Origin of the sequence: Streptomyces sp. NPDC056144 (genome assembly GCF_042264145.1) — a bacterium.
In the GTDB taxonomy this organism is placed as follows: domain Bacteria; phylum Actinomycetota; class Actinomycetes; order Streptomycetales; family Streptomycetaceae; genus Streptomyces.
On record NZ_JBHJVF010000006.1, the window covers coordinates 359934 to 385319 of the forward strand.

The 25386-nt window shown below is 72.6% G+C and carries 24 protein-coding genes and 3 tRNA genes; 15 read left to right on the forward strand and 12 right to left on the reverse strand.

Annotation, left to right across the window (positions count from 1 at the left end):
* The 8 genes from ACFC0Z_RS21010 to ACFC0Z_RS21045 all read right to left on the reverse strand — a co-directional run bounded on the left by ACFC0Z_RS21010 (position 1) and on the right by ACFC0Z_RS21045 (position 5998).
* Complete coding sequence (locus ACFC0Z_RS21010; RefSeq protein ID WP_376439966.1) at positions 1-303, reverse strand: RRQRL motif-containing zinc-binding protein; 303 nt, start codon at positions 301-303, stop codon at positions 1-3.
* Between the two features lie 52 nt (positions 304-355).
* A complete protein-coding gene (locus tag ACFC0Z_RS21015) occupies positions 356-895 on the reverse strand; it encodes a DUF6919 domain-containing protein (protein WP_376439968.1) in 540 nt (179 codons plus the stop codon).
* 3 nt (positions 896-898) lie between these two features.
* Positions 899-1489, reverse strand: a complete 591-nt coding sequence (locus tag ACFC0Z_RS21020; RefSeq protein WP_376439971.1) for a hypothetical protein — start codon at positions 1487-1489, stop codon at positions 899-901.
* A gap of 227 nt (positions 1490-1716) precedes the next feature.
* Positions 1717-4029, reverse strand: coding sequence for an FtsK/SpoIIIE domain-containing protein (locus ACFC0Z_RS21025; protein WP_376439973.1), 2313 nt, complete (start codon positions 4027-4029; stop codon positions 1717-1719).
* Positions 4030-4111: 82 nt separating this feature from the next.
* Positions 4112-5308 carry a hypothetical protein gene (locus ACFC0Z_RS21030; RefSeq protein WP_376439975.1) on the reverse strand — a complete coding sequence of 399 codons (1197 nt, stop codon included), beginning with the start codon at positions 5306-5308 and terminating at the stop codon, positions 4112-4114.
* Positions 5305-5547, reverse strand: coding sequence for a hypothetical protein (locus ACFC0Z_RS21035; protein WP_376439978.1), 243 nt, complete (start codon positions 5545-5547; stop codon positions 5305-5307). The genes ACFC0Z_RS21030 and ACFC0Z_RS21035 overlap by 4 nt, the downstream gene beginning before the upstream one ends.
* Complete coding sequence (locus ACFC0Z_RS21040; protein ID WP_376439980.1) at positions 5544-5732, reverse strand: hypothetical protein; 189 nt, start codon at positions 5730-5732, stop codon at positions 5544-5546. The genes ACFC0Z_RS21035 and ACFC0Z_RS21040 overlap by 4 nt, the downstream gene beginning before the upstream one ends.
* Positions 5729-5998, reverse strand: coding sequence for a hypothetical protein (locus ACFC0Z_RS21045; protein WP_376439982.1), 270 nt, complete (start codon positions 5996-5998; stop codon positions 5729-5731). Before ACFC0Z_RS21045 ends, ACFC0Z_RS21040 begins: the two co-directional genes overlap by 4 nt.
* Positions 5999-6673: 675 nt before the next feature.
* Here ACFC0Z_RS21045 and ACFC0Z_RS21050 point away from each other — a divergent pair.
* The 13 genes from ACFC0Z_RS21050 to ACFC0Z_RS21110 all read left to right on the forward strand — a co-directional run bounded on the left by ACFC0Z_RS21050 (position 6674) and on the right by ACFC0Z_RS21110 (position 17958).
* Positions 6674-7432, forward strand: coding sequence for a GntR family transcriptional regulator (locus ACFC0Z_RS21050; RefSeq protein WP_376439985.1), 759 nt, complete (start codon positions 6674-6676; stop codon positions 7430-7432).
* Entirely contained in the window at positions 7413-7985 is a 573-nt protein-coding gene (locus ACFC0Z_RS21055; RefSeq protein ID WP_376439988.1) for a GNAT family N-acetyltransferase, read from the forward strand. Before ACFC0Z_RS21050 ends, ACFC0Z_RS21055 begins: the two co-directional genes overlap by 20 nt.
* 84 nt (positions 7986-8069) lie before the next feature.
* Positions 8070-8157 (forward strand) — tRNA-Ser (locus ACFC0Z_RS21060).
* A gap of 106 nt (positions 8158-8263) precedes the next feature.
* Positions 8264-8809 (forward strand): O-acetyl-ADP-ribose deacetylase, encoded by a 546-nt coding sequence (locus ACFC0Z_RS21065; RefSeq protein ID WP_376439992.1) that lies wholly within the window; start codon positions 8264-8266, stop codon positions 8807-8809.
* Between the two features lie 411 nt (positions 8810-9220).
* Entirely contained in the window at positions 9221-9532 is a 312-nt protein-coding gene (locus tag ACFC0Z_RS21070) for a hypothetical protein (RefSeq protein ID WP_360798086.1), read from the forward strand.
* Positions 9533-9747: 215 nt separating this feature from the next.
* The gene (locus tag ACFC0Z_RS21075; RefSeq protein ID WP_376439995.1) at positions 9748-10932 is read left to right on the forward strand and encodes an acyl-CoA dehydrogenase family protein; all 1185 of its coding nucleotides are present in this window, start codon (positions 9748-9750) and stop codon (positions 10930-10932) included.
* Complete coding sequence (locus ACFC0Z_RS21080; RefSeq protein WP_376439998.1) at positions 10929-11846, forward strand: bifunctional MaoC family dehydratase N-terminal/OB-fold nucleic acid binding domain-containing protein; 918 nt, start codon at positions 10929-10931, stop codon at positions 11844-11846. Before ACFC0Z_RS21075 ends, ACFC0Z_RS21080 begins: the two co-directional genes overlap by 4 nt.
* 8 nt (positions 11847-11854) lie before the next feature.
* The gene (locus ACFC0Z_RS21085) at positions 11855-12907 is read left to right on the forward strand and encodes an acyl-CoA dehydrogenase family protein (RefSeq protein WP_376440001.1); all 1053 of its coding nucleotides are present in this window, start codon (positions 11855-11857) and stop codon (positions 12905-12907) included.
* Positions 12904-13293, forward strand: a complete 390-nt coding sequence (locus tag ACFC0Z_RS21090) for a MaoC family dehydratase (protein WP_376440004.1) — start codon at positions 12904-12906, stop codon at positions 13291-13293. Before ACFC0Z_RS21085 ends, ACFC0Z_RS21090 begins: the two co-directional genes overlap by 4 nt.
* A complete protein-coding gene (locus ACFC0Z_RS21095) occupies positions 13290-14456 on the forward strand; it encodes a lipid-transfer protein (RefSeq protein WP_376440006.1) in 1167 nt (388 codons plus the stop codon). The genes ACFC0Z_RS21090 and ACFC0Z_RS21095 overlap by 4 nt, the downstream gene beginning before the upstream one ends.
* A gap of 52 nt (positions 14457-14508) precedes the next feature.
* The gene (locus ACFC0Z_RS21100; protein ID WP_376440009.1) at positions 14509-15417 is read left to right on the forward strand and encodes a DUF1906 domain-containing protein; all 909 of its coding nucleotides are present in this window, start codon (positions 14509-14511) and stop codon (positions 15415-15417) included.
* Between the two features lie 166 nt (positions 15418-15583).
* On the forward strand, positions 15584-16153 hold the full coding sequence (locus ACFC0Z_RS21105; RefSeq protein ID WP_376440011.1) for a SigE family RNA polymerase sigma factor: 570 nt from the start codon (positions 15584-15586) through the stop codon (positions 16151-16153).
* Positions 16154-16305: 152 nt separating this feature from the next.
* Entirely contained in the window at positions 16306-17958 is a 1653-nt protein-coding gene (locus tag ACFC0Z_RS21110; protein WP_376440014.1) for a long-chain fatty acid--CoA ligase, read from the forward strand.
* Between the two features lie 83 nt (positions 17959-18041).
* Here the strand turns inward: ACFC0Z_RS21110 and ACFC0Z_RS21115 are convergent, their stop codons facing one another.
* Positions 18042-21713 carry a PAS domain-containing protein gene (locus tag ACFC0Z_RS21115; RefSeq protein WP_376440017.1) on the reverse strand — a complete coding sequence of 1224 codons (3672 nt, stop codon included), beginning with the start codon at positions 21711-21713 and terminating at the stop codon, positions 18042-18044.
* 128 nt (positions 21714-21841) lie between these two features.
* Positions 21842-22270, reverse strand: a complete 429-nt coding sequence (locus tag ACFC0Z_RS21120) for an SSI family serine proteinase inhibitor (protein WP_376440019.1) — start codon at positions 22268-22270, stop codon at positions 21842-21844.
* Between the two features lie 228 nt (positions 22271-22498).
* On the opposite strand from ACFC0Z_RS21120, the gene ACFC0Z_RS21125 reads away from it, so the two are divergent.
* Positions 22499-22589, forward strand: a tRNA-Ser gene (locus tag ACFC0Z_RS21125).
* Between the two features lie 310 nt (positions 22590-22899).
* A tRNA-Arg gene (locus ACFC0Z_RS21130) sits at positions 22900-22972 on the forward strand.
* A gap of 130 nt (positions 22973-23102) precedes the next feature.
* Here ACFC0Z_RS21130 and ACFC0Z_RS21135 read toward each other — a convergent pair.
* Positions 23103-24302: an NAD(P)/FAD-dependent oxidoreductase gene (locus ACFC0Z_RS21135; RefSeq protein ID WP_376440021.1), complete on the reverse strand. Its 1200-nt coding sequence runs from the start codon at positions 24300-24302 to the stop codon at positions 23103-23105.
* 115 nt (positions 24303-24417) lie between these two features.
* Complete coding sequence (gene sigJ / locus ACFC0Z_RS21140) at positions 24418-25362, reverse strand: RNA polymerase sigma factor SigJ (RefSeq protein WP_376440023.1); 945 nt, start codon at positions 25360-25362, stop codon at positions 24418-24420.
* Positions 25363-25386 lie beyond the last annotated feature (24 nt).

Consider the following 25386-nt stretch of genomic DNA (forward strand, 5'->3'; position numbering starts at 1 on the left):
TCAGGTGGCGCAGTCGGGGCAGGTGCCGAGCGAGGTGGGGATGCAGTAGCCGCGGTCGAGGCGGCACTGCGGGCAGGTGCGGCGGGCGCGCATCATCGCCTCGTGGGACCGCCATCGCCCCGGGGTCATCGGCCTCACGGGCAGGGCGAGTTGGGTGTCGTAGAGGTAGGCGTAGCGCCAGCCGTGGCGCCAGTAGCGGATCTGGGCGACGGGGTCATGGCCGCCGGGCCGCAGGCCGCAGGCGCGGAGCTGACGGCGGGTCTTGAGGCCGTCGGGGGCGAGGTTCTTGCGGTAGGTGTTCACGCGCTTCCGCCCTCGCGGCGAGCGCGGGCAGAGGCAGCGCGACCGGGGCCGGTCACCGGGCCGCTGCCGTGAGCGCGGTCCACAGGCGGTCGTCGCGGCCCCACTGCATGTCGATGATGTGGAGCTGGGCTCCGTGCCGCTTCACCTCGCGCAGCGCGCGCCGGCCGATGCCGCACCACGTGCGGGTGGTGTCGTCGCGGCGGAGGTGGAAGCCGCCGACCGTGGTGAAGGGGCGGCCGTCGTCCTCGGTGATGACGGTGGTCTGCTTCGGCCAGCCTCGGAGCACGGTGAAGCCCTGCCGCCGGAGGCCGAGGAGCCGGTCGAGAAGCGGGCTGTGGTCGTGGACGACTCCCTCGACCCACGCGCGCTGCCTGCCGTACTGGTCGACCGTGCCGGGCTGGGAGTTGGTGGTCACGAACCCGGACCGGTTCAGCTCGGCCAGGGGCGGGATGAGGTGGCGGGCGCCGTTCTCCTCCTCCCGGCCGAAGGGCCCGTCGTAGCCGGGCCAGGAGTCGATCCGGCCCTCCAGCCACAGGGCCATGGTCTGGCCGAGGTCGGCGATGGTGCGGGTGTCACGCCAGCGGATCGTCATTGCTCAGCCCTCCTGGCGGGCGTTGTGGGCGGCGGTGCGGACGAGGGCGAGGACCTCGGCCCGGGTGCGGCCAGTGGCGTCGTTCCAGCGGTGGTAGGGCTCGGTGATGCCGCGTGCGGCAAGGACGGCCTGGAGGTGGTGGCCGGCGGCGAGGGCGGTCGTCTCGTCGCCGTAGCCGAGGCGGAACAGGACGGCCTGGGCGCCGAGGATGCACCGCCGCCCGGAGGTGGAGCGGAGGGCGCCGCGGTGCCAGCCGTAGCGCTCGATGACGAGCGCGGTGAGTTCCAGGTGCTCGGCGACGCCGATCTGCCGTCCGCCGCCGTGGAGTTGGCGCAGGAGCGGGAAGTCGAGGATCCAGTCGGGCAGGACCCGCAGCGCGCGAGCCGGGCCGGTGAGGACCGGAGCGGCCGGGGCCTCCGGTCTGGCGCCGAGGGCTTCGGCGATGAGTTCGGCGGTGGTTTTGGTGACGAGCGGGTGGGCGGTCGTGCGGACGCGGGCGGTGAGGTACTGCTCGATCTCACGGACCAGGAGGGCCGCCTCGTCGGCGAGCTCCGGGGCCGGGGCGGTGGGGGCGGCGAGGGTCTGGGCGGTCATGATGCCTGACTCCTTATGTGCCGGTTTGAGGTAGGGCGGAGACCTGGACTGAGCCCGGACGGCTCCGCGTTGTCGCAGGTCAGGGGGTTGGGCATCCTGGACGGATCTGGGGGCGACCTGGACGCGGGGTGTCCGGGACTCGGGTCCCGCGTCCAGGTCGGAGCCCGTCTCGCCCGGGGGTAATCCGGGTCAAGTCGGGCACTAGTCCGGGTTGCGTCCGGGTCGATTCAGGCGGTAAGTCCGAATCGGGTGGTGGCGGCGTCCTCGACGCGGGCGAGCGGGTAGCCCGCGAGGCGGGAGCCCTTCTCGCCCCAGGGACGCTTGGCCTTTTCCTCGTCCGTGCGGACGATCAGGGCGGCGAGCTTCTCGGCCGTGACCGGCGCGTTCTGCGACTTGAGGTAGTCGAGGATCACTTGGCCGGGGAGCCAGTCCACGGTGATCTCCTCCTCGGCCTTCGCCCGGCTCATGCCGCCGTTGACGGCTCGCTGCCGGGCGGCGATGTCCTCGACGAAGAAGCAGGAGAGGACCTTCGCGAAGACCGTCGCGTCCTCGTCGCCCTCGTCGGCGAGCGTGGTGAGCTGGTCGATGAGCCGGAGCGGGGCCTTGGGCAGGGTTCCGGCCCGGCGCCGCCACTCGGTGGCGCGGTCGATCAGGTCGTTGACCTGGTCGTCGGTGTAGTAGTCGGCTCGGACCATCTGCGGGTTGGTGCCCTCGGCCCACAGCAGCCCGGCGCCGCGCATCTCGGACTGGATCGTGCGGGCGGAGTAGCCGGAGGCGGCGGCGCCTTTGCCGAGGATCGTGTCGGACGCCTCGGGGGTGGTGCAGCGCAGCGCCCATCGGATGGAGAGCAGGTCGCGGAGGCTGGTGTCGACGACGTCGGAGCCGGGCTTCTGGGTGGCGCAGAAGGTGATGATCCCGGCCGCCCGGCCACGGGAGACGAGGTTGCGGAGCTTGCGGGTGATCTTCTTCCCGTACTCGTCGTCGGTGGTGTAGAGCATGAGCTCGTCGACCCACAGGAGCTTCTGCCGCAGCTCGGGGTGCTTGGCCGCGAGGTCCTCGGTGACCTTCCGCTTCCCGAGCTTCTTCAGCAGCGTGTACCGGTCCTTCATGTCCCGGAGTTCGTCGTCGAGCATCTTGTCGAAGGCTTCGGGGTCGGCGTCGCCCTCGTATGCCTCGCACAGCGGCTCAAAGGGCTCCAGGTCGCCGCCGCCCTTGCCGTCGGCGAGGTGCAGGATGACGCGCGGGTCGAGCGCGGCGGCGAGCAGGATCGTGTTGCCCGACCCCGACTTGCCGGCGCCGGGCTCGCCGCCGATGAGGCCGGAGCGCTCGACGACGGAGATGGACTGGTGGATGCCCCGGACGTCGGGGCCGATGCTGATCCGGCCCCAGAAGTTCGTGGGCGACTCCAGGGCGAGGAGCGGGCCGGGGACGGGGTCCTGCGTGAACGGCAGCTCGCGGGAGACGTAGAGCTCGATGCGGCCGGAGCGGCCCTTCTTCATGACGGAGACCTGGGCTTCCTCGACGCCGAACGCGGCGGCGAGCTCCTCGGTCGCGCGGATCGCCTTCTTCGCCGGGACACCCGGGGGCAGGTCGAGGACGGCGGTCCAGGCGCCGCGGGTGTCGAGCATCGGCATCTGCACGACGCCGAGGGACTCCTCCGACCCGATGACCTTCGCGGCCCGGAAGGAGGCGTCGAGCATGGGGGCGGTCATGCGGTCGCCGTCGCCGAGCGAACGCCAGTCGCTCGTCCAGTCGGCCTCCTCGTTGTACGGGGTACGGCCGATGAACGCGCCCCCGGCGAACGTGGAGATGAGCCCGGCGGTCAGGCCGAGGCCGCCGGCCATGACGAACCCGGTGCTGATCGCGGCGAGCGGCGGGCCGTAGACGACCCCGGCGCGCAGGTTCCGGGCGCGGTTGCGGTCCTTCTTCGCCTTCTTGTGCAGCGCGACGGCTTCCTCGGCGGCGGCGGTCGCGCGCTCGGCCGCCTTCATCGCCAGCGCCTTGTCCACTCCCCGGATGCGGGGGGTGAACCGGGCGCGGCGGGCGGCGATCCGGGCCTCGCGGGTCAGGACGTGGGCGGTGTGGGCGGCGCCCTGGACGCGGACGCCCTCGAAGCCGACGACCCACTCGTGCGAGCGCCGCACACCCCGGCCGAACTGGTGGACGTGACCGCGCTGGGTGGGCTGGCGGCGGACCCAGCGGCGGAAGTCCCGGCGCCGGGCGCGGTAGAAGACTCCAGCCCACGCGGCCCAGCCCTCGGCTGAGTACATCCACGCCGGGATGAGCGGGGCGTCGGAGTCGAAGTCGTCGAGGTCGACCTTCTCCACCTTCCCGACCGCGACCGGGACGGCTGCGGGGGTGGTCTCTTCCAGGACGGCGCGGGCGGTCTCCAGGACCACCGTGCGGTCGTCCGCTCCGACGGTCGGCGGCTCGGCCGGCATCGGCGGGACGACGAACGGCGCGGGGCGCAGGACGGTGACGGTCGCGATCGTCGTCGGCCCGGCGGGGGTGGGGGTGTGTTCGGTGAGGTGCTCGGTCATGCTTGCTGTGCCTCCCTGGTGAGGTAGCGGGGCCCGGCCGGTGCTGCCAGGCGGAGGCCGGGCCCCGCGTACGTGGGGTGGTTCAGGCGACGTGCAGGCGGCGCTCTTCGATGACGCGGTCGCGGAGCTTGAGGGCGTCCTCGCGGCGGATCTGGAGCTTCTTCGCGAGGCCGGTCGCGGAGATCTGCTTGCCCTCCGCGACGAGGTCCGCGGCGGCGCTCAGGGCGTCCGGCAGGAGCTCCTTCAGCTCCGCCTCGGACCGCCCCCGAGGGGCGCTCTCGCGCGGCTTCTCGGCGGGTGGTTCATCCTGGTTCGGCCCAATTCCCGCTTGGGGTGTAGGGGTCTGGGTCAGCTCCGCGAACGGATTGAGCCGGGCGGCCTTGAAGCCGGTCTCCAACAGCTCCTCGCGGACGTTGTCGCCGAGCTCGAACGCGGCCCCGAGTTGGAGGACGGCCTCGGTCGCGGTGGCGTAGAGCTGAGCGGACAGGCCGGGCTCGGCGCCGGTGTGGATCCGCCACGCGGCGGCGAACGCGGCCTCGTCGTCGAGCGCTCCGAATGGCAGGGCTGCCTGGAGCTTCACGGCCTGCTCGACGATCTGCGGGTGGTGCTTGCGGCGGGCGGCGACGTGGGCGCGGCGGTCCTTCTCGGCCTGCTTCTGCGCTTTGGTCTTGCCGTGGGAGCCGTGGGTCTTCAGGTCCCAGATGTAGATGGCGAAGAGCGAGGACGCGCCGAGGACGAACGCGACCCACGGATGGGCGGCGTAGGCCTCCAGGCCGTGCCAGAAGTTCACCGCCGCCGCGACCGTGGCGACGGCCCAGGTCCCGATCCGGTACTTCCTCGGCTCGCGGCCGGCATCCTCGGCCTGCTTGCCCATGAACGTGATCGCCCAAGCGCCGCCCTCCAGCATCGCCGCGAGCAGACCCGCCATCGGGGCCGCGACGCTCGCGCCGGTCAGGGCGCCGATCTGGGAGAGGATCGCGGGCACGATCGAGGCGACCATGACGAACGCCACGAACAGCGTGGCCGGGTTCGCCTTCAACCAGCGGACCGCCTTGGCGCGCTTGGCGGCCGAGGACGCCTTGCGCGCCGCCTTCTCGGCCTGCTTGGCCTTCTTGTCGGCCTGCTCCTGGCGGCGCTTGGCGTCGGCGTCCTTGCGCCGCTCCTCGGCCTGAGTGACCTCCCGCTGGGCGGCGGCTTCGAGCTCCAGGCGGCGGTCCTCGCGGTCCTGGGCCCGCTCGGCGGCCCGGTCGGCCCGGCGGTCTTCGCGGTAGGTGCTCATCGGGTACCTCCGGCGGGCGTCGTCGTGATCCCGTACAGGACGTCGGCGAGCTCCTTGCGGAGCTTCGGGGAGAGCCGGGCGAGCCGGAACCGGCGGGCGAACGCCTCGTCGAGTCCGGCGACCGCGCGGGCGATCGTCTCCGTGATCAGGCTGGCCAGAGCCACCACCCCGGCGAGCAGGCCGAGGGAGAGCTCCAGGACCGTGAGCACGAACAGCAGCACCTGGGCGAGCGTCTTCACCGCTCCTCACCCGCCTCGGCGAACTCCTCGTAGCGGTCGGCGCGGAGCAGCAGCCGGTGGACAGCGACCACGCCGAGCCCGCCGAAGAAACCGGTGAGGGTGAGGTCCTGGATGCCGATGACCTGGCCCCAGATTTCGACACCGACGCACAGGGCCATCAGGGCCCAGTAGGCGATGAGGTTCATGCGGCCCCCCGCTCGTAGCCGAGGGCGGAGCGGCGGGGGAAGGCGAGCACACGGGCGCCGAGCAGGCTCCGGTAGTGGGCGATGTCCTCGGCGTCGACGTCGGTCGCGGCCTCCGCCTCCAGGACGCCGAGGATGTCGCGCAGCGCGTCCTGGCCGGCCGCCGAGTCGAACTCCAGCGCCTCGACCGGGTCGGCGTCGAAGCCGAGCGCGGCCTCGATCAGCTCGGCCTGCGTAACGATCCTCTGACCAGCAACGATCACGTTCATGGGTCGTACTTCCTCTCTCGTTGGACGGCCCGAACCGAGGCCCCGGTGTTCCAGCACCGGGGCCTCTCGCCGTTGGAGTCGTGAGCACTTCCGGCTCCCTGCCGCCCCGCCCGTACGCGACCCCGCGAGGGGCCCGGACGGACGGAGGAGGCAACCGGCCGCAGCGGGGCGGCTGCGGAATTCAGGTGACGCGGTGGGCGCGGCCACTCCCGCCGGTCCAGCGGGGTGGCGCCCATGGTTCTCGTCGCTTCACGTCGGCCTCCAGGGCGGACATGGTGCGTGGCGTAGGTCGCGATCTTTGCCCCTGTCTCACCGCACGTGGAGGACTCCTCGGCCGACCCGGAGGGCGACCCGGAGCAAGGTGACTCCGCTCGTGTGGCAGGGCCTACGGCTTGTCGCAGATGCCTGGTGACTTGCTGACGGCCGCTCTTCCCTAGCGAAGGCTGCGGTGCGTCCTCTGTTCAGTTCTCAACCGACGAGCGCCCGGGGCTCACTCCAGACACGTGAGCGATCCCGAACTTCCATGCATAACTACGTACCTGACACCCCGTCTGACTTGTCTGGAGGAGTGACGTGCCATCAGTTTGCGGATCCGCGGTTGGCGAGTCAAGCCCACTGGTCTAACTTGTACGGAGGAGTTGTCGGAGGCGTGGGAAGGGCACCGTGCGACGAGGAATGACGAAGGCTCAGGGGATCGCCGCTGACCTGCGGGATCAGATCGTGAGGGGCGAACTCACCCCCGGCGACCCTTTGCCGAGCGAATCGAAAATGATGTCGGAGTACGGCTACAGCCGCGAGACGATCCGGGCCGGGGTGCGGCTGCTCGTCGACGAGGGCCTAGTCGTCACGGGTCAGGGGCAGGGCAAGTACGTCCGGGAGGACTACCCGCCCGTCGTGTGGAACTGGACGACACTGGAGAGCCGGAGTCGACACTCGAACGCGGTCGAAGGTCAGACCGCCGGCGACCAGTGGGCCAGTGCCGTGGCCGAAGAGGGCAAGACGCCGAGGCAGGACATCTCGGTGTCGATCGTCGAGCCTCCGAGGCACGTACGTGACGCACTCGCGCTGCCCGACGGTGGCCTTGCCGTTGCTCGTAAGCGCATCCGGTACGTCGACAACCGTCCGTACGCGCTGGCCGACTCGTACTTCCCTCAGGATCTGGTCACCGGGACGCTCCTGATGGAGCCGCGTGACGTCTCGGCCCCCGGTGGCGTGCTCGTATCCATCGGGCTCATCCAGGCCAAGTACAGAGATGAAATCGCGGTCCGGATGCCGACGAAGCAGGAGGCGGAGCTGCTGGCTCTGCCTGCGGCGACGCCGGTAGCCGAGCACACCCGCACTGGCTACGACGCGGACGGCAAGCCTCTGCGCTGCATGGTCACCATCCTCCCCGGAGATAGGCACAAGATCCTCTATGAAGTCGACACCGACTGAGTTCCTCCGCCCCGCGAGGGTGGCGGACGTACCGGCCCTGATGGCGCTCCGAACCGAGGCCGAGTCGTGGCTCGGGACCAAGGGCACCGACCAGTGGAGCGACCCCGAAACCGGAGCCAAGGCGATCACGAAGTGGCGAACCTCGATCGACGAGGGGCGCGCTTGGGTCGTCGAGGGCGACGGCGGCGCGGTCCTGGCGACTGTGAGCCGTGGGCCTGTGGATCGGGACTTCTGGACGGACGAGGATCATCCCGAGACTGCCTTGTACCTGTACAAGCTGATCGTCGGTCGTAGGGCGGCCGGCCGCCGCCTCGGCGAGCGCATCGTGGACTGGACGTCCCGGCTGGCGGTGGCCGAGGGGAGGGACTGGGTGCGGATCGACACCTGGCGCACGAACACGGGGCTCCACTCGTACTACGAGCGACTTGGGTTCCGGCACCTCCGGACAGAGTCGCCCGCTCACCGACTCTCGGGGTGGCTTGCCCAGCGTCCCGCTGCGGTTCTGAGCGTCCCGGAAGCTCCCCTGCGGGTGCACGAGACCGCTACGGAGTGACCCCGGTGAGGCGTGCTTTTCGGGGCTTGTGGGCCATGCGCGGGCCAGAAGGACCGTCCATGGCTCACAATGCACCGAAGAGGCAGGTCAGAGGGATGTGAATACTGCGGGCCCGTCGGTCTTGAAAACCGTCGTGGCAGCGATGTCACCGTGGGTTCAAATCCCACACCCACCGCAGCAGATCGGCGTCCGCGCCGAACGGAAGGGGCGTCCCGTCGTCGGGGTGCCCCTTCCGTGCGTCCGGCGGGTGGTGGCGCCGGTGACGAGGAGGCTGGGACATGGTGCGGATCGTGCTCGTGCGGGGGGACATCACCGAGGAGGCGACGGACGCGGTGGTCAACGCCGCCAACTCCTCGCTGCTCGGCGGCGGTGGCGTCGACGGGGCCATCCACCGGAAGGGCGGGCCCGAGATCCTCGCCGCCTGCCGGAAGCTGCGGGCCTCGCACTACGGCAAGGGGCTGCCGACCGGGCAGGCCGTCGCGACCACGGCCGGGCGGCTTCCGGCGCGGTGGGTGATCCACACCGTCGGGCCCGTGTGGATCCCGGAGGACGTACCGGCCCGGTCCGCGCTGCTCGCCTCCTGCTACCGAGAATCCCTGCGGGTGGCCGACGAGTTGGGTGCCCGGACGGTCGCCTTCCCGGCGATCTCGACCGGCGTCTACGGCTGGCCGATGGACGACGGGGCCCGCATCGCCGTGGAGACGGTCCGGGCCGCTCGTACCGCTTCCGTCGAGGAGGTGCGGTTCGTGCTCTTCGACGCGGCGGCGTACGCGGTCTTCGAGGCCGCGGCCGGAGCCTCCGGGAGCGGTTCCGACACGCCGTGACGCCTTTCCCAGGAAAAGATTGGCGGAAAATCTGCCGGAACGCTTCCTCCCTTGGCGCGTACGGAATTCTCCGGTCCGAATGACGCCGTTAAGCCGTCTCCGACCGGCTGAGCTGGGCCGTTCTCGCTTCGCCGGGGTTTATCGCGCTGTCCTCACGCTTGCGAGGGAATAACCCGCTCCGGGGTGGTTCGCCGGGGATTCGGTGGGCAACTCTGGATTCGCGACGTCGAGCAGAAAACGACCGAGGCGGTCGGCCAACCGCCCGGGCAATGGCCAGAGTTGAGAGCAGTTCCCCAAGCGTTCCGTGCACAGCAGTTTCAGCAGTCACCGCAGTGTCACAGCAGTCACCGCAGTAATGCGTCACAGCGTCACGCGTCACAGCAATCGTTTTCAGTTCCCGGAGGAACAGACATGGCAAGCATCCGTACCGCCCGCATCGTCGCCGTCGCCGCCGCTCTCCCCCTCGCCGCCGCGCTCTTCACGGGGGTGGCCCAGGCCGACAACGGCGGGTTCGCGGACGACGGATCGAACACGAGCGTCGCCACGATCATCGGCAGCGGCGTGGGTGGTGACAACCACGGCAACTCGACGACCACGCAGCAGGTGGCGACCGGTTCCGGTGCCTCCAACCAGAACAACACCGCGAGCGTGAACGGCTCCGCCTTCACGCACATCGACCAGTCGAACACGAACGCGGTGGTGAACTTCTACCCCTGGTGGTAGGTCCCCCGGTGGTGGATCACCCCGCGGAAGCAGGTCCGGTGGGGGGCGCGACCGCGAGGTGAACGACGGCCCGTACGACGGTACTTCGGTACCGGCGTGCGGGCCGTCCCGCGTTCCCGTGCTCCCGGCAAGCCGGTCGGCCGACGACCTTGACAGAGGTCCTGAATCTGACGGACAGTCAGAAATCTCAGTCGTCCCACCGGGAGGCCGTCGCCGTGCACCTCGCCCCGACCGAGCGGCAGCTGCGGCTGCGCGCCGAGCTCCGCGCGTACTTCCGCGAGGTGATGCCCGAGGGCCCGCCTCCCCCCGAGGACTCCGCCGCCCAGCGCGCGCTGCTCCGCCGCATCGGCGCGGACGGCCTGCTCGGGCTCGGCTGGCCGGAGGAGTACGGAGGCCAGGGCCGCGGCTCCGACGAGCAGTTCGTCTTCTTCGACGAGGCCTACCGGGCCGGTGCCCCCGTCTCCATGGTCACCCTCAACACCGTCGGCCCGACGCTCATGAAGTACGGGACCGAGGAGCAGAAGGCGTACTTCCTGCCCCGGATCCTGACCGGCGACATCGTCTTCGCCATCGGCTACAGCGAGCCCGAGGCCGGTACCGACCTCGCCTCCCTCCGTACCCGTGCCGTCCGTGAGGACTCCGGGGCGGGAGACGGCGGCGACTGGCTGATCGACGGGCAGAAGATCTTCACCTCGAACGCCCAGAACGCCGACTGGATCTGGCTCGCCTGCCGTACCGACCCCGAGGCCGCCCCCCACCGGGGGATCTCCATGATCCTCGTCCCGACCGACGCCCCCGGCTTCTCCTGGACCCCGATCGCCACCGTCGGCGGCCTGACCACCACCGCCACCTACTACGACGGCATCCGGGTCCCCGCCGGAAACCTCGTCGGCCCCGAGCACGGCGGCTGGGGCCTCATCACCGAGCAGCTCAACCACGAGCGGGTCGCCCTCGCCGCCATCGGCATGCAGGCCGAGGACTTCTTCGCCGCCGCGCTCGACGGCGCCCGCACCCCCGACCCGCTGACGGGCCGGCGCCGCGTCGACGAGCCGTGGATACGGATCAGGGCCGCAGAGGCGCACGCCCGGCTCGCCGCGACCCGCCTCCTCAACTGGCGCCTGGTCGGCGACGTCGGCGCCGGGCGGCTCGCCCCCGGCGACGCGAGCGGGGTGAAGTTCGCGGGGACGGAGTCGGCGGTCGAGGTCTACCGGATCTGCCAGGAGATCGCGGGAGACGCCGGGACCGTACGGGCCGGTTCGCCGGGCGCGTTCGGCGACGGCGAGCTGGAGCGCATGAACCGGGCCGCCCAGATCAACACCTTCGGCGGCGGGGTCAGCGAGGTCCAGCGCGAGATCGTCGCCCGGATGCGGCTCGGCATGAAGGCGAGGGGGCGGCGATGACCCACGAGGACATCCCGTACGAGCGGCTCGCCGCCTACCAGGGCCGTACCGCCGCCACCGCCACCGTCGGCAAGGACCCCGTCAACCTGGCCATGATCCGGCACTGGTGCGAAGCCATGGGCGACGACCACCCCGCCTACCGGGGCCCGGACGCCGTCGCGCCGCCCACGATGCTCCAGGCCTGGACGATGGGCGGACTCTCCGGCCACACGGGCCCCACCGGACGCTCGGAGGCGTACGACGAGCTCTCCGCGCTCCTCGACGCCGCCGGGTACACCTCCGTCGTCGCGACCGACTGCGAGCAGGAGTACCTCCGTCCGCTCCGGCCCGGCGACACGATCACCTTCGACGCCGTCATCGAGTCCGTCTCCCCGCGCAAGACGACCAAGCTCGGCACCGGCCACTTCGTCACGACCCGGATGGACGTCCACGCGAACGGCGAACTCGCGGGGACCCACCGCTTCCGGATCCTCAAGTACGCGCCCGCGGCGAGGAAACCGGCGAAGAAGCCCGCGCTGCGCCCCCGGCCCGTCGTCAACCGCGACAACGCCGGATTCTGGGAGGGCGTCGCCGAGCACCGCCTGCTCTTCCAGCGCTGCCGCGCCTGCGCGACCCCCCGCTTCCCCTGGCTCCCCGGCTGCGCCGACTGCGGCTCGCCCGACTGGGAGGCCGTCGAGGCGGGCGGGACGGGGACCGTCTTCTCGTACGTCGTGATGCACCACCCGCACTTCCCGGCATTCGACCCCCCGTACGCGGTCGGGCTGGTCGAACTCGCCGAGGGCGTGCGGGTCGTCAGCAACGTGGTGGGAGTTCCGTACGACAAGGTCCGGATCGGGATGCCGGTACGCCTTGAGTTCCTGCGGGTCGACGACGAGCTGGAGCTCCCCGTCTTCCGCGCCCAAGAGGAGGGTTGAGCCAGCACATGGACTTCACGCCCACGGAGGAGCAGGAGGCCGTCCGGGAGCTCGCCGCGCGGATCCTCGGCGACCTCGCGACCCACGAGCGGCTCGCGGCGGCCGGCACCGGCGGCGACGCCGAGCTGTGGAAGGCGCTCTGCGCGGCCGGGCTGCCCGGCGCCGTCGAGGACACCGGCCTGCTCGGGCTCGTCCTGCTCCTGGAGGAGCAGGGGCGGGTGACCGCGCAGGTCCCGCTCGCGGCGAGCTGCGTGTACGGGATCCTCGCCGTCGCCCGGCACGGTACGGACGAACAGCGGGCCCGGCTGCTGCCCGGCCTGCGCGACGGGACGACGGTGGTGACGGGGGCGTTCCCCTCCACGGGGGAGGTCGCGCAGGCCGGCGGCCGGCTCACCGGGTCCGTCCCCTGGGTGCCGTGGCTGCGGGACGCCACCCACGTCCTCGTACCGGCCGCGGAGTCGGAGTCGGAGTCGGGGCGCGGCCTGTGGCTGGTCCGCGTCGAGGACGCGGCGCCGGTCGAGCCGGTCGAGCTCACCGCGCCCTGGTCGGCCGGGCGGCTCGTGCTCGACGGGGCGCCGGGGGAGCGGCTCGGGGGGCCTGGGGCGTACGAGGAGGTCCTCGCCGCCGCCCGTACGGCCTTCGCCGGGCTCCAGGCGGGCGTCTGCACCGGTTCGCTCGCGAGGGCCGTCGAGTACACCTCCGTACGCGAGCAGTTCGGGCGCCCGCTCTCGACCCACCAGGCGGTCCAGCTGCGGGCGGCCGACGCGTACATGGACACGGAGGCCATCCGGGTCACGGCGTACGAGGCGGCCTGGCGGCACGACGAGGGCCTGGACGCCACGGAGGCGGCGCTGACGGCCGCCTGGTGGGCGTCCGAGGCGGGCAAGCGGGTCGTGCACGCCGGGCAGCACCTGCACGGCGGCATGGGCGCCGACCTCGACCATCCCGTCCACCGGCACTTCCTGTGGGGACGGCAGCTCGACGCGTATCTGGGCGCGGGGACGGAACTCCTCGCCGAGCTCGGCGACCTGCTGGCCAAGGGCGAAGGAGACCTGTCATGAAGGCCGGAGAGGCGCTGCCGCCGCTCGCGATCCCGATCACCCGCACCCTGATCGTCGCCGGGGCCGTGGCCTCGCGCGACTACCAGGACGTGCACCACGACGCCGAACTCGCCCGCGCGAAGGGCTCACCGGACATCTTCATGAACATCCTGACCACGAACGGGCTCGTCGGCCGGTACGTCACCGACCACTTCGGCCCCACGGCCGTCCTGCGCCGGGTCGCCATCCGGCTCGGCGCGCCCAACTACCCCGGGGACACGATGACCCTGACCGGGACGGTCACGGAGGTGGCGGGGGACACGGCGACCGTCCGGATCGTCGGCGCCAACGGCCTCGGGCACCACGTGACGGGGAGCGTCACGGTCACCGTGGGGGTGACCCGATGAGCGTGCGCACGCGGGACGGCCTCGGCGGCCGGGCCGCCGTCGTCGGCATCGGGGCGACGGAGTTCTCCAAGGACTCGGGCCGCAGCGAGCTCTCGCTCGCGGCCGAGGCGGTCCGCGCGGCCCTGGACGACGCCGGACTGACCCCCGCCGACGTCGACGGCATGGTCACCTTCACGATGGACACCAACCCCGAGATCACCGTCGCCCAGGCGGCCGGGATCGGCGAGCTCTCGTTCTTCTCGCGGATCCATTACGGGGGCGGGGCCGCCTGCGCCACCGTCCAGCAGGCCGCGCTCGCCGTCGCGAGCGGGGTCGCCGAAGTCGTCGTCTGCTACCGGGCGTTCAACGAGCGCTCGGGCCGCCGCTTCGGCTCCGGCGTCCAGCAGCGCGAACCCTCCGCCGAGGGCACCGCGCTCGGCTGGCAGCTGCCCTTCGGCCTCCTGACCCCGGCCTCCTGGGTCGCGATGGCCGCCCAGCGGTACCTGCACGCGTACGGGCTCACCCCCGACGCCTTCGGGCACGTCGCCGTGACCGACCGGAAGTACGCGGCCACCAACCCGGCCGCATGGTTTCACGGGAAACCGATCACCCTCGCCGACCACGCGGCCTCGCGCTGGATCGTCGAACCGCTCCGGCTCCTCGACTGCTGCCAGGAGACCGACGGCGGGCAGGCGATCGTCGTCACCTCCGTCGAGCGCGCCCGCGACCTGCCGAACCCGCCGGCCGTGATCCTCGCGGCGGCGCAGGGCGCGGGCCGGAAGCAGGAGGCGATGACGAGCTTCTACCGGGACGATCTGACGGGCCTTCCGGAGATGGGGGTGGTCGCCCGGCAGCTCTGGCGGACCTCCGGGCTCGCGCCGGACGACATCGACGTCGGCATCGTCTACGACCACTTCACCCCGTTCGTGCTCATGCAGCTGGAGGAGTTCGGCTTCTGCGGGCCGGGGGAGGGGGCGGACTTCGTCGCGGAGGAGGTCCTTCCGCTGAACACGCACGGCGGGCAGCTCGGGGAGGCGTACCTGCACGGCATGAACGGCATCGCGGAGGCGGTCCGGCAGCTGCGCGGGACCTCGGTGAATCAGATACCCGGCGCGGCCCGCACGTTGGTCACGGCGGGGACGGGGGTTCCCACGTCCGGGTTGATCCTGGGCGCGGACGGCTGACCCGGCGGCCCCACGGGTGGCCGGGCGGGGCGGGCGGCTCTTCACTCGCGCCATGAGCACTCATCACACCCTCGCGCGGTCGGCGGTCGCGGCCGCCGCGGCGGCCCTCGCGGCGGCCTCCCTGCTCCAGGGGCCGGCCGTCGCCACCGAGGCCCCCGCCGTTCCCGCTGCCGCACCCGCTGCCGCACCCGCCGTTCCCGCTGCCGCCCCCGCCGCAGTTCCCGCCGCCCCCACAGCCCCCCGTTTCTCCGGCACGGCCTTCGACACCTGCGAAGCCCCCTCCCTCGCCGTCATGAAGGCGTGGCGGACCTCGTCCCCGTACCGGGCCGTCGGCGTCTACTTCGGCGGCCGGGGCCGCGGCTGCCCCGAGCAGAAGGAGCTCACCCCCGCCTGGGTCTCCTCCGTCGACGCCCTCGGCTGGCGGCTGCTCCCGCTCTTCGTCGGCTCGCAGGCGCCGTGCGTCCACGCGGCCGCGAAGCGGCGGTACGCGATCGGGGCCAGGCCCTGGACCCAGGGCACCCGGGAGGCCGGCGACGCGGTCCGGGCGGCGCGGGCGCTGCGGATCGGGGCGGCCAGCCCGCTCTACCTCGACATCGAGGCGTTCACCCTGGAGGACACCGGCTGCGCGGCGACCACGCTCTCCTTCGTCCGCGCCTGGAACCGCGAGGTCCGCCGCCTCGGCTACGTACCCGGCTACTACAGCAGCGCCGAGACCGGCATCCGGCACATCGAGGCGGCGCGGAAGGCGGGCACGAAGGACCTGCCGTCGGTGCTGTGGTTCGCGCGCTGGCGCGGCAGGCCCGCGCTGTACACGGAGACGGTGCTGCACCCGGACGCCTGGATGCCGCACGCCCGGATCCACCAGTACGCGGGCAACGTCTCCGAGTCGTACGGCGGCCAGCGGTTGGCGGTCGACCGCAGCGCGGTGGACGCCCCGGTCGCCCGTGTCACCGCCCCCTGAGAGCGCCCCGAGCGCCGCCCCTGAGGGCGGAGCCGACCCTGAGATGCCCACGGGCCGACTCCACCCCAAGGAGGTGCCCCCACGCCCCCGGGTCCGACCTGAGGGGGACCCCGGTTCGGGACCTGGGGCCGATCCCCGGGGCCGGGACCGCTCCTAGCGTGGAGTCATGACTCCGCCACCCTCTGGCCCCGTCTGCGTCCGCGCCTCGACGGCCGCCGTCCACGGCCCCGCGCCGTACGCCTCGTACCCGTCGTTCTCCTCGTACGTACGGGCCCGCGGCCCCGTGCTGCTCCGCACGGCCCGCTCCCTGACCTCCAACCACTGCGACGCCGAGGACCTCCTCCAGACGGCGCTGACCAAGACCTACATGGCCTGGGAGCGCATCGAGGACCACCGCGCCCTGGACGGCTACGTCCGCCGCGCGCTCCTGAACACGCGGACGTCCCAGTGGCGCAAGCGCAAGGTCGACGAGTTCTCGTGCGACGAACTGCCGGAGCCGGCGGGTCTCCCGGAGCCCGACCCGGCCGACCGCCAGGTGCTCCACGACGCGATGTGGCGGGCGATCCTCAAGCTGCCCGAGCGCCAGCGGCAGATGGTGGTGCTGCGGTACTACGAGGATCTCAGCGAGGTCCAGACGGCGGAGGTCCTCGGGGTCTCGGTCGGCACGGTGAAGAGCGCGGTGTCCCGGGCGCTCGGCAAACTCAGGGAGGACCCCGAGCTGACCCCCGTCAGGTGAGCCCCCGCGCCGGCCCCCGTACGCCGAGCTCTCAGGTGTCTGCCAGTGATCACTGGCAATTTCCGTACTCCCGGGTAGTGACATACCGCACGGTACGTGCGCAGAATCTCCCTACCCCTACTGCCACGTAGCGCCCACCGGGAGGACGCCCCGTGTACAGCACCATGCAGGACGTACAGCTGACCGTGAGCCGCATCCTCAAGCACGGGATGACCATCCACGGAAAGTCCACCATCACCACCTGGACGGGCGAGCCCGAGCCGCACCGCCGCAGCTTCGCGGAGGCCGGAGCCCGCGCGCACCAGCTGGCCAACGCCCTGCGCGACGAACTCGGCGTCGTCGGCGACCAGCGGGTGGCCACCCTGATGTGGAACAACGCCGAACACGTCGAGGCGTACTTCGCGATCCCCTCCATGGGCGCGGTCCTCCACACCCTCAACCTCCGCCTTCCCCCCGAGCAGCTGGTGTGGATCGTCAACCACGCCGCCGACCGGGTCGTCCTCGTCAACGGCTCCCTGCTCCCGCTCCTCGCGCCGCTGCTCCCGCACCTTCCGACGGTCGAGCACATCGTGGTCGCGGGCCCGGGCGACCGCTCCCTCCTCGACGGCGCGGCGCCGCGCGTCCACGAGTACGAGGAGCTGATCGCCGGCCGCCCGACCACGTACGACTGGCCGGAGCTGGACGAGCGTTCGGCCGCCGCCATGTGCTACACCTCCGGCACCACGGGCGACCCGAAGGGCGTCGTCTACTCCCACCGTTCGATCTACCTGCACTCGATGCAGGTGAACATGGCCGAGTCGATGGCCCTGACGGACAAGGACACGACCCTGGTCGTGGTCCCCCAGTTCCACGTCAACGCGTGGGGGCTCCCGCACGCCACCTTCATGACCGGCATCAACATGCTGATGCCGGACCGCTTCCTCCAGCCGGCCCCGCTCGCCGAGATGATCGAGCGCGAGCGCCCCACGCACGCCGCCGCCGTCCCCACCATCTGGCAGGGCCTCCTCGCCGAGGTCACCGCGAACCCCCGCGACCTCTCCTCGATGGCCAAGGTCACCATCGGCGGCGCGGCCTGTCCGCCCTCGCTGATGGAGGCGTACGACCGGCTCGGCGTCCGCCTCTGCCACGCCTGGGGCATGACCGAGACCTCCCCGCTGGGCACGATGGCGCACCCGCCGGCCGGCCTGAGCGCCGAGGAGGAGTGGCCGTACCGCGTCACGCAGGGACGGTTCCCCGCCGGTGTCGAGGCGCGGCTCGTCGGGCCGAACGGCGACCACCTGCCCTGGGACGGCGAGTCGGCCGGCGAGCTGGAGGTGCGCGGCACCTGGATCGCGGGCTCGTACTTCGGCGGCGTCGACGCCGAGGCGATCCGCCCGGACGACAAGTTCAGCGAGGACGGCTGGCTCAAGACCGGCGACGTCGGCGTGATCAGCCCCGACGGCTTCCTCACCCTCACCGACCGCGCGAAGGACGTCATCAAGTCCGGCGGCGAGTGGATCTCCAGCGTCGACCTGGAGAACGCGCTCATGGGCCACCCGGAGGTCGCGGAGGCCGCCGTCGTCGCCGTACCGGACGAGAAGTGGGGCGAGCGGCCGCTCGCGACCGTCGTCCTCAAGGAGGGCGCGACGGCCGGTTACGAGGACCTGCGGGCGTTCCTCGGCGGCGAGGGCGGCATCGCGAAGTGGCAGCTGCCGGAGCGCTGGGCGATCGTGCCGGCGGTGCCGAAGACGAGCGTCGGCAAGTTCGACAAGAAGGTCATCCGCAGGCAGTACGCGGAGGGCGAGCTGGACGTGACGGAGCTGTAAGGACCGGTACGGCCGGTACAGCCGGTACGGCCGGTACGGCCGGTACGGATACGGGGAGGGCCGCAACGGCCCTCCCCGTACCGCTAGTTGGTGCCGATCTTCGCGAGCAGGTCCACGATCCGTGCCTGGACCTCGGAGCTGTTCGACCGCTCGGCGAGGAAGAGGACGGTCTCGCCGGCCGACAGCTTCGGCAGCTCCTCCTCGGGGATGTCGGCCGAGGTGTAGACGACGAGCGGGGTCCGGTTCAACTGCCCGTTCGCGCGCAGCCAGTCGATGATCCCGGCCCGGCGGCGGCGCACCTGCATCAGGTCCATCACCACGAGGTTCGGCCGGATCTCGGTGGCCAGGGCGACCGCCTCGGTGTCCGTGGCGGCCCGCACGACCTGCATCCCGCGCCGCTCCAGGGTGGCGGCGAGCGCACCCGCGATGGCCTCGTGCTCCTCGATGAGCAGGACGCGGGAGGGGTGCTGCTCGCTGTCGCGGGGCGCGAGCGCCTTGAGGAGGACGGCGGGGTCGGCACCGTACGCGGCCTCGCGGGTCGCCTGCCCGAGCCCGGCCGCGAGGAGCACCGGCACCTCGGCGGCGACGGCGGCCTGACGGAGGGACTGGAGCGCGGTACGGGTGATGGGCCCGGTCAGCGGGTCGACGAAGAGCGCGGCCGGGAAGGCGGCGATCTGCGCGTCGACCTCCTCGCGGGAGTGGACGATCACCGGCCGGTAGCCGCGGTCGCTCAGCGCCTGCTGCGTGGAGACGTCGGGGGCGGGCCAGACGAGCAGTCGGCGCGGGTTGTCGAGCGGCTCGGGGGGCAGCTCGTCGTCGACGGGCAGGGGCGCGGGCCGGTTGGCGACCTCGACGGCGCCGCCGGGACCGTCGAGCGGCTCGGGCCCTTCGGCGGAGCCCTCGGCGGGCGCCCCTATGGCGTACGCGCGACCGACGGGGATGGCCTCGGAGGCGGCCTGCGGGTGCGGCCTGGCCTCGGTCTCGACGGCGGCGGGAGCCACCGGATCGGCCGCGGGCGGGGTGGCGAGCTTCCGCCGCCGCCCGGAGCCGTTGGAGGGTGCCGGGACGGGGGCCGACGCGACGGCGGGGGCAGGGCCGGGTGCGGGTGCAGGTGCGGAGGCCACGGCGGACGGCGGCACGAAGGGCACGCCCTGCCCGAGGGTCCGCACGCTGAACGCCCGCCCCTGCGAGGCGTCCTTCGGCATGGGCAGCTCGGGCGGCAGCGGTACGGACCCGGTGCCGCCGGTGCTCGTACCGGCGGCGGGGGTGGCCGTCACGGGTGCGGGTGCGGGTGCGGGCGTCGGCGCGGGCGCGGGCTGCGGCGCGGGCGCAGGCTGCGGCGACGGCATGGGCATCGCGGGAGGCATGGGCTGCGGGTGGGGCAGCGGAGGCGTGTGACCGCCGCCGGGAACGCCCCGTACGGCCTCGTGCTGTCCTTCGTCGGACGGTACGGGTACGGCCGCTGGCACGGGTACGGCCGCGGGCACGGCGATGGGTGCGGGTACGGCGATGGGCGCGGCTGCGGCCGCAGGCACGGCGATCGGCGCGGCCGCGGCCGCGGGCTCGGTCTCCGGCCGGTCGGCCTCGGCGGGCGGCAGCGCGAACGGCGTCCGGGGCCCGGCCTCGGCGGCCGCGGCGCGCTCCTGCGCGGCGGCGAGCGCCCGGCGGCGCCGCCCACTGGGCTGGGCCTCGGGAAGCGCGGCGGGTACGGCCACGGGCGCGGGAGCCACGGCGGCCACCTGTGCCACGGGCTCGACGGCGGTGGCGGCGACGACCCCCTGCGGAGGCACGGCGGCCCCCAGGGCGGCCCGGCCCTGCGCACTCTCGGCGGCGGTCACGACGGACCCTTCGGCGGGCCGCCCACGGCGCCGCCCGGTGGGCTCGACGACACCGGCGGCCGCGTCTCCGCCGCCGTCACCACTCTGCTGAGCGGGAATGAGCTCGCCGACCCCGGAGGAGGTCTCCCCGGCGCGAACGGCCCGACGCCGCCCCGCGGGCTCGACCGCCACGGCCGGGGAGCCCTCGGAGCGCTCGGCGCTCCCGGAGGGGTCCAGGAAGGCGTCGGTGGAGGCCCGTCGGGCGCGGCGGCGCCCGCCGCCGGAGGTCTCGCCCTCGGTGCCGGTGGCCTGCGCGGGCAGCGCGGGCATCTCCCGTGCGGGAGCGGCGGCGGCGACGGCCGGGGCGGTGGCGGGCACGGTCCCGCGACCGGCGCCGAGCGGGACTTCGAGGACGTACGCGCCACCGGTCGTCCCGGGCACCTCGTGGGTCTGCACGACACCGCCGTGCGCGGCCACGATGCCGCGGACGACGGGCCCGTGGACGGGGTCGCCGCCCGCGTACGGGCCGCGGACCTCGATGCGGACGACGTCACCGCGCTGGGCGGCGGCGACGACGATGGTGGAGTCGACGGGTCCGGCGCCCGGGGCGGCGGCCCGGTTGCGGCCGGTGGCGTCGACGCCGGCGACGTCCGCGACGAGGTGGGCGAGGGCGGTGGCCAGGCGGGCGGGGTCGACCTCGGCCTCGATGGGCGGGGCGTGGACGGCGAACTGGGCGCGCCCGGGCCCGATGAGCTCGACGGCCCCGTCGATCCCGGCGGTCACGACGCCGTCGAGAAGCGCGACCTGCCGGTCGAGCAGCTCGGTTCCCGCGTCGAGCCGCTGATACCCGAGGACGTTGTCGACGAGGGCGGTCATCCGGGCGTAGCCGGCGGTGAGGTGGTGGAGGACCTGGTTGGCCTCGGGCCAGAGCTGGCCGGCGTCGTCGGCGGCGAGCGCGCCGAGCTGCGAGCGGAGCTCTTCGAGGGGCCCGCGCAGCGACTCGGCGAGCACGGCGGTCAACTGCTCGTGCCGGCCGGCCAGCGAGGCGAACTCCTCGGCGCGCGCCTCGCGCTCGGCGGCATGCCGCTCGGCCAGATCGGCGAGCTCGGCCGCGTGCTTGTCGACGAGCTCCTCGTACGGCCTGCGGTCGGTGAAGGTCATCACGGCGCCGACGAGCTGGTCCCCGTCACGTACGGGAGCGGTCGTGAGGTCGACAGGAACCCGCTCGCCCCTCTTCGACCAGAGCACCTGCCCCCGTACCCGGTGCTTGCGCCCGGACTTGAGGGTGTCGGCGAGGGGGGACTCCTCGTACGGGAAGGGCTCGCCGTCGGCGCGGGTGGCGAGGACGAGGGGGTGGAGCTCCTGGCCGCCGAGCTCGCCGGCGCGGTAGCCGAGGATCTGCGCGGCGGCGGGGTTCACGAGGACGACCCGGCCGTCCGTGTCCGTGCCGACGACGCCCTCGGCGGCGGCGCGCAGGATCATCTCGGTCTGGCGCTGCGAGCGGGCGAGCTCGGCCTCGGTGTCGAGGGTGCCGGTGAGGTCGCGGACGACGAGCATGAGGAGCTCGTCGCCGGTGTAGCCGCTGGTGGCGGAGTCGTACGCCTCGCGGCCGTCCTCCAGGCTGGCGCTGGTGACCTCGACCGGGAACTCACTGCCGTCGGTGCGCCGGGCGATCATGCGGGCGGGCTTGGTACGGCCCCGCTCGTCGGCGTCCTCGGGGAGGCGCATGGAGCCCGGGATGAGGCGTGAGTCGAAGGTGGGCAGCAGGTCGAGCAGCCCGCGCCCGACGAGCGCGGTGCCGGGGGTCTCGAACATGCCGAGGGCGATGGTGTTCGCGTTGACGACCGTGCCGTTGCAATTGACGAGCACGAGGCCGTCGGGGAGGGCGTCGAGTATGGCTGCGAGGCGAGCAGCGCCTCGGGATGGCCTGCTGCTCACGACGACGGTTCCTCCCTGACCCACTGCACGTGCATGCCTGTCGGCAGGCGGGCCCCATCTTGCCCCTCGGGCCGCGGCCTGTCACTGAGGGAGTCTAAGGGAGCCGCCGAGCGGCCCGGGGGCGGCTCCTAACCGCGGACCATGGGAAGCAGGGGCTCCAGGTTCTGCCACCGGTCGATCTCGCAGCCGTTCGCCCGCGAGAAGTGGGCGTCGATCTTCCGCCCCTGCCAGGTGCCGGTGACGTCGGCGACGGCCGGGCCGCCGTAGACCTGGGTGCAGGAGGCGCCCTCCGGGACGGCCTTGAACGGATTCACGCCCTCCTTCGCGAGCTGCGCGAGCCGGGCGCAGGCGTCGTCGCGGGCGGGGTGGGTCCCGCCGGCCTGGTCGTCGCAGGTGAGCTCGAAGGTGCCGTCGGCGTCGGGGTTGCCGCTGTCGGCGACCTTGACGGTCAGCGTGTCGGGCCCGGAGAGCAGCGGCAGCGGGGGAAGCGGCCCGAGGCCGGCGGCCCCGGCGGCCGCGGCGGTGACGAGACTGGCGGCGGCAAGACGCAGGAACATCCGACTCTCCATGGGGCGCGAGGGGCTCGTGCACGGCACGTATGCCCCTCTAACGCTCCGGGCGCCGGGGCGTTGCGCAACCGGGGTGCGCCGGGCGGGCGGCGCGGCCGCGCGCCGTGGGCCTTTGCCCTGGACCCCGTGGGACTAGTACGGTGAGAATCGATTGGTGACACCAGGTTCGCCTGTGTCATCATCTGCACGCACCACTCGCGCATGCGTGAGGTGCATGGAGGCGTCGCCTAGTCCGGTCTATGGCGCCGCACTGCTAATGCGGTTTGGGTCTTAAAGCCCATCGAGGGTTCAAATCCCTCCGCCTCCGCCCCACACCGAAGCCCCGGCCCCACAGGCCGGGGCTTCGGCCGTTTTCCCCCCGGGCGACCACACCTCACACCCGCCCCCTTGGTCCCGATGTGTGACCCCGGTCTCTTTCTCCTCGTTTTCCCGCCGAGAACCCCCCTCGCCCCCTCCCCGCCCTCACTTCCCGACGCGCCGCCCATCCGGCGTTTTCGCAGGTCAGAAGGGGTGCGGCCAATGGATTTCACATGACGGCGGCAGTCATGTAATGTTCTTCCTGTCGCCGCGAGCGGGCCGAAAGGCCGGGGAGCGAAGACAGAAAAACAAAAAAACAAGCACTCGTAGCTTAACGGATAGAGCATCTGACTACGGATCAGAAGGTTGCAGGTTCGAATCCTGCCGAGTGCACACAGACAAGAGGCCCGGACGAAAGTCCGGGCCTCTTGCGTTGCGTTGTTCGAGAAGGCGGGCGTGACGGCGAGGCGGAGGCGCCTGGAAGAGGGAGGGGGTTCTCCCAGGCGCTTGTGCCGGTCGTGGTTCAGGCCGTCGCACGGGCCTCGGCGAGGGGCTGGTGGGGCTGGGTGAGGGTGCGGTGGCGGCGGGTCGGGATGCCGAGGGTCGGGTTGGCGACGCCCCAGGCCGCGCCCTTGCAGATCAGTTCCTTGTAGCGGGCGGCGAGGCGGCCCGTCAGGGCGCTGTCCTTCGCGCGGTCGTCGGCCGTCACGAACTGGATCAGGCCGTCCTTGCGGCCCAGCGAGATGCACTGGTTCAGGTAGCGGATCGTGTTCTTCGGCAGCTTGCCGCCCGTCAGGCGGGCCGCCAGCGAGTCGGCGGCCAGCCAGGCCATCGGGGTGCCCGAGGCGCAGGACATCCGGAGCGGCTTGTCGCCCGGGCCCATCGCCGTCGCCGCGTCGCCGATCGCGTACACGTCCGGGTGCGAGACCGAGCGCATCGTCTCGTCCACCACGATCTGGCCGGTCTCCGTGACCTCCAGGGCCGTCGCCCGCGCGATCGGGTGGACCGCGAAGCCGGTCGTCCACACCGTGGCCGCGGCGGGGAGGGAGTGGCCGGCGGCCGTGGTGACGCGGTCGGCCTCCACCGTGGCGACGGACGCGTTCTCGTGCACCGCGATGCCCAGGCGGTCCACCGCCTTCCGCAGGTGAGCCCGGCCCTTCGGCGACAGCCAGTCGCCCAGCTCGCCCCGTACCGCGAGGGCGACGGACAGCTCCGGACGCGCCTCCGCGATCTCGGTCGCCGCCTCCAGGCCCGTCAGGCCGCCGCCGACCACGACGACGGAGTCGCCCGCGGTCATGCCCGCGAGCCGCTCGCGGAGCCGGAGCGCGCCGGGGCGGCTCGCGATCTCGTGGGCGTGTTCGGCGGTGCCGGGGACGCCCTGGGTGTTCCAGCCGCTGCCGAGGGCGTAGACGAGGCTGTCGTAGGCGAGTTCCTCGGTGCCGGTTCCCGGCGCCGTGACGGTGACCGTCCTGACGTCGACGTCCACCGCGGTGACCTTCGCCTGCTTCAGGGCCACGCCCGTTCCGGCGAGCATGTCCGCGAGCGGCCGGGGCGTGAGGTCCTGACCCGCCGCCAGCTGGTGCAGCCGCACGCGCTCGACGAAGTCGGATTCGGCGTTGACGAGGGTGATGGCGGCGTCCTCGCGGTGCAGCCGCTTGGCGAGGCGCCCGGCGGCGATGGCTCCGGTGTAGCCGGCTCCGAGGACAACGATGCGGTGCTGCATGTCCGTACTCCTGTCGTGCGGCGGGTTCGCCTCTTGGCTCGCCCCTTGAACCGGGCAGCCCAGCCGTTCCTGACAGGAGTGGAGTGTGACCTGCGTCACATGACAGGCCGGGGTGTCAGAAGGCCTCGAAGAGGGGCTTTCCGTGGTCCGCCGCCGCCCACCGGCGCGTCGCGCGCTCCAGCTTGTCGGGGTTCACCTGGTTGCGGAACGCGACGATCCCGTCCGCTCCGATCTCCAGGGCGATGACGCCGATGACCCGTCCGTCGACGACCGCCACGACGCCGGGGGCGCCGTTGACGTCCGTGGTGTGGATCTCCGCCGTGCCGCCGGTGATGGCCCGCTTCGCCGTGCTCGGCTTGAACAGGCCGCGCATGAACGTCGCGACCGCCTTCGCGCCCTCGAACGCCTTCGCGCGGGCCGGGACCTTCCCGCCGCCGTCGCCGACCGAGATCGCGTCCTCGGTCAGCATCCGCACGAGCAGGTCCGTCTGCCCGCTGGTCCCCGCCGCGAGGAACTCCTCGACGATCCGCCGGGCCGTGGCCCCGTCGATCTCCGTGCGGGCCTTGCCGTCCGTGACGTGCTTCTTCGCGCGGTGGAAGATCTGCTGGCTCGACGTCTCGGTGATGTCGAGGATCTCCGCGATCTCCCGGTGCGTGTACGCGAACGCCTCGCGCAGCACGTACACCGCGCGCTCGTTCGGCGAGAGCCGCTCCAGGAGCGTCAGGACGGCGTACGACACCGATTCGCGCTGCTCGGCGGTGTCGGCGGGACCCAGCATCGGGTCGCCGGCGAGCAGCGGTTCCGGCAGCCACTGGCCCACGTACGTCTCGCGCCGGGCGCGCGCGGAGGTGAGCAGGTTGAGGCAGAGGTTGGTGAGGACCTTCGTCAGCCAGGCCTCGGGGACCTCGACGCGTTCCACGTCCGCCGCCTGCCAGCGCAGGAAGGTCTCCTGCACGGCGTCCTCGGCCTCGCTCGCGGAGCCGAGCATGCGGTAGGCGATGGCCTCCAGGCGGGGCCGGGCGGCTTCGAAGCGGTCCACGTCGAACATGGTCAGGGCCATGACCGGATCCTAGTCTCGGGGCCG

Bases quoted from the DNA above. Each gene is read 5' to 3' on its own strand.
- ACFC0Z_RS21040 (WP_376439980.1), bottom strand. From the start codon at position 5,732: ATGAACCTCATCGCCTACTGGGCCCTGATGGCCCTGTGCGTCGGTGTC.
- ACFC0Z_RS21095 (WP_376440006.1), top strand. From the start codon at position 13,290: ATGAGCGTGCGCACGCGGGACGGCCTCGGCGGCCGGGCCGCCGTCGTC.
- ACFC0Z_RS21050 (WP_376439985.1), top strand. From the start codon at position 6,674: ATGACGAAGGCTCAGGGGATCGCCGCTGACCTGCGGGATCAGATCGTG.
- ACFC0Z_RS21090 (WP_376440004.1), top strand. From the start codon at position 12,904: ATGAAGGCCGGAGAGGCGCTGCCGCCGCTCGCGATCCCGATCACCCGC.
- ACFC0Z_RS21055 (WP_376439988.1), top strand. From the start codon at position 7,413: ATGAAGTCGACACCGACTGAGTTCCTCCGCCCCGCGAGGGTGGCGGAC.
- ACFC0Z_RS21105 (WP_376440011.1), top strand. From the start codon at position 15,584: ATGACTCCGCCACCCTCTGGCCCCGTCTGCGTCCGCGCCTCGACGGCC.
- sigJ (WP_376440023.1), bottom strand. From the start codon at position 25,362: ATGGCCCTGACCATGTTCGACGTGGACCGCTTCGAAGCCGCCCGGCCC.
- ACFC0Z_RS21100 (WP_376440009.1), top strand. From the start codon at position 14,509: ATGAGCACTCATCACACCCTCGCGCGGTCGGCGGTCGCGGCCGCCGCG.
- ACFC0Z_RS21120 (WP_376440019.1), bottom strand. From the start codon at position 22,270: ATGTTCCTGCGTCTTGCCGCCGCCAGTCTCGTCACCGCCGCGGCCGCC.
- ACFC0Z_RS21045 (WP_376439982.1), bottom strand. From the start codon at position 5,998: ATGAACGTGATCGTTGCTGGTCAGAGGATCGTTACGCAGGCCGAGCTG.
- ACFC0Z_RS21020 (WP_376439971.1), bottom strand. From the start codon at position 1,489: ATGACCGCCCAGACCCTCGCCGCCCCCACCGCCCCGGCCCCGGAGCTC.
- ACFC0Z_RS21025 (WP_376439973.1), bottom strand. From the start codon at position 4,029: ATGACCGAGCACCTCACCGAACACACCCCCACCCCCGCCGGGCCGACG.
- ACFC0Z_RS21065 (WP_376439992.1), top strand. From the start codon at position 8,264: ATGGTGCGGATCGTGCTCGTGCGGGGGGACATCACCGAGGAGGCGACG.
- ACFC0Z_RS21080 (WP_376439998.1), top strand. From the start codon at position 10,929: ATGACCCACGAGGACATCCCGTACGAGCGGCTCGCCGCCTACCAGGGC.
- ACFC0Z_RS21015 (WP_376439968.1), bottom strand. From the start codon at position 895: ATGACGATCCGCTGGCGTGACACCCGCACCATCGCCGACCTCGGCCAG.
- ACFC0Z_RS21135 (WP_376440021.1), bottom strand. From the start codon at position 24,302: ATGCAGCACCGCATCGTTGTCCTCGGAGCCGGCTACACCGGAGCCATC.
- ACFC0Z_RS21030 (WP_376439975.1), bottom strand. From the start codon at position 5,308: ATGAGCACCTACCGCGAAGACCGCCGGGCCGACCGGGCCGCCGAGCGG.
- ACFC0Z_RS21070 (WP_360798086.1), top strand. From the start codon at position 9,221: ATGGCAAGCATCCGTACCGCCCGCATCGTCGCCGTCGCCGCCGCTCTC.
- ACFC0Z_RS21085 (WP_376440001.1), top strand. From the start codon at position 11,855: ATGGACTTCACGCCCACGGAGGAGCAGGAGGCCGTCCGGGAGCTCGCC.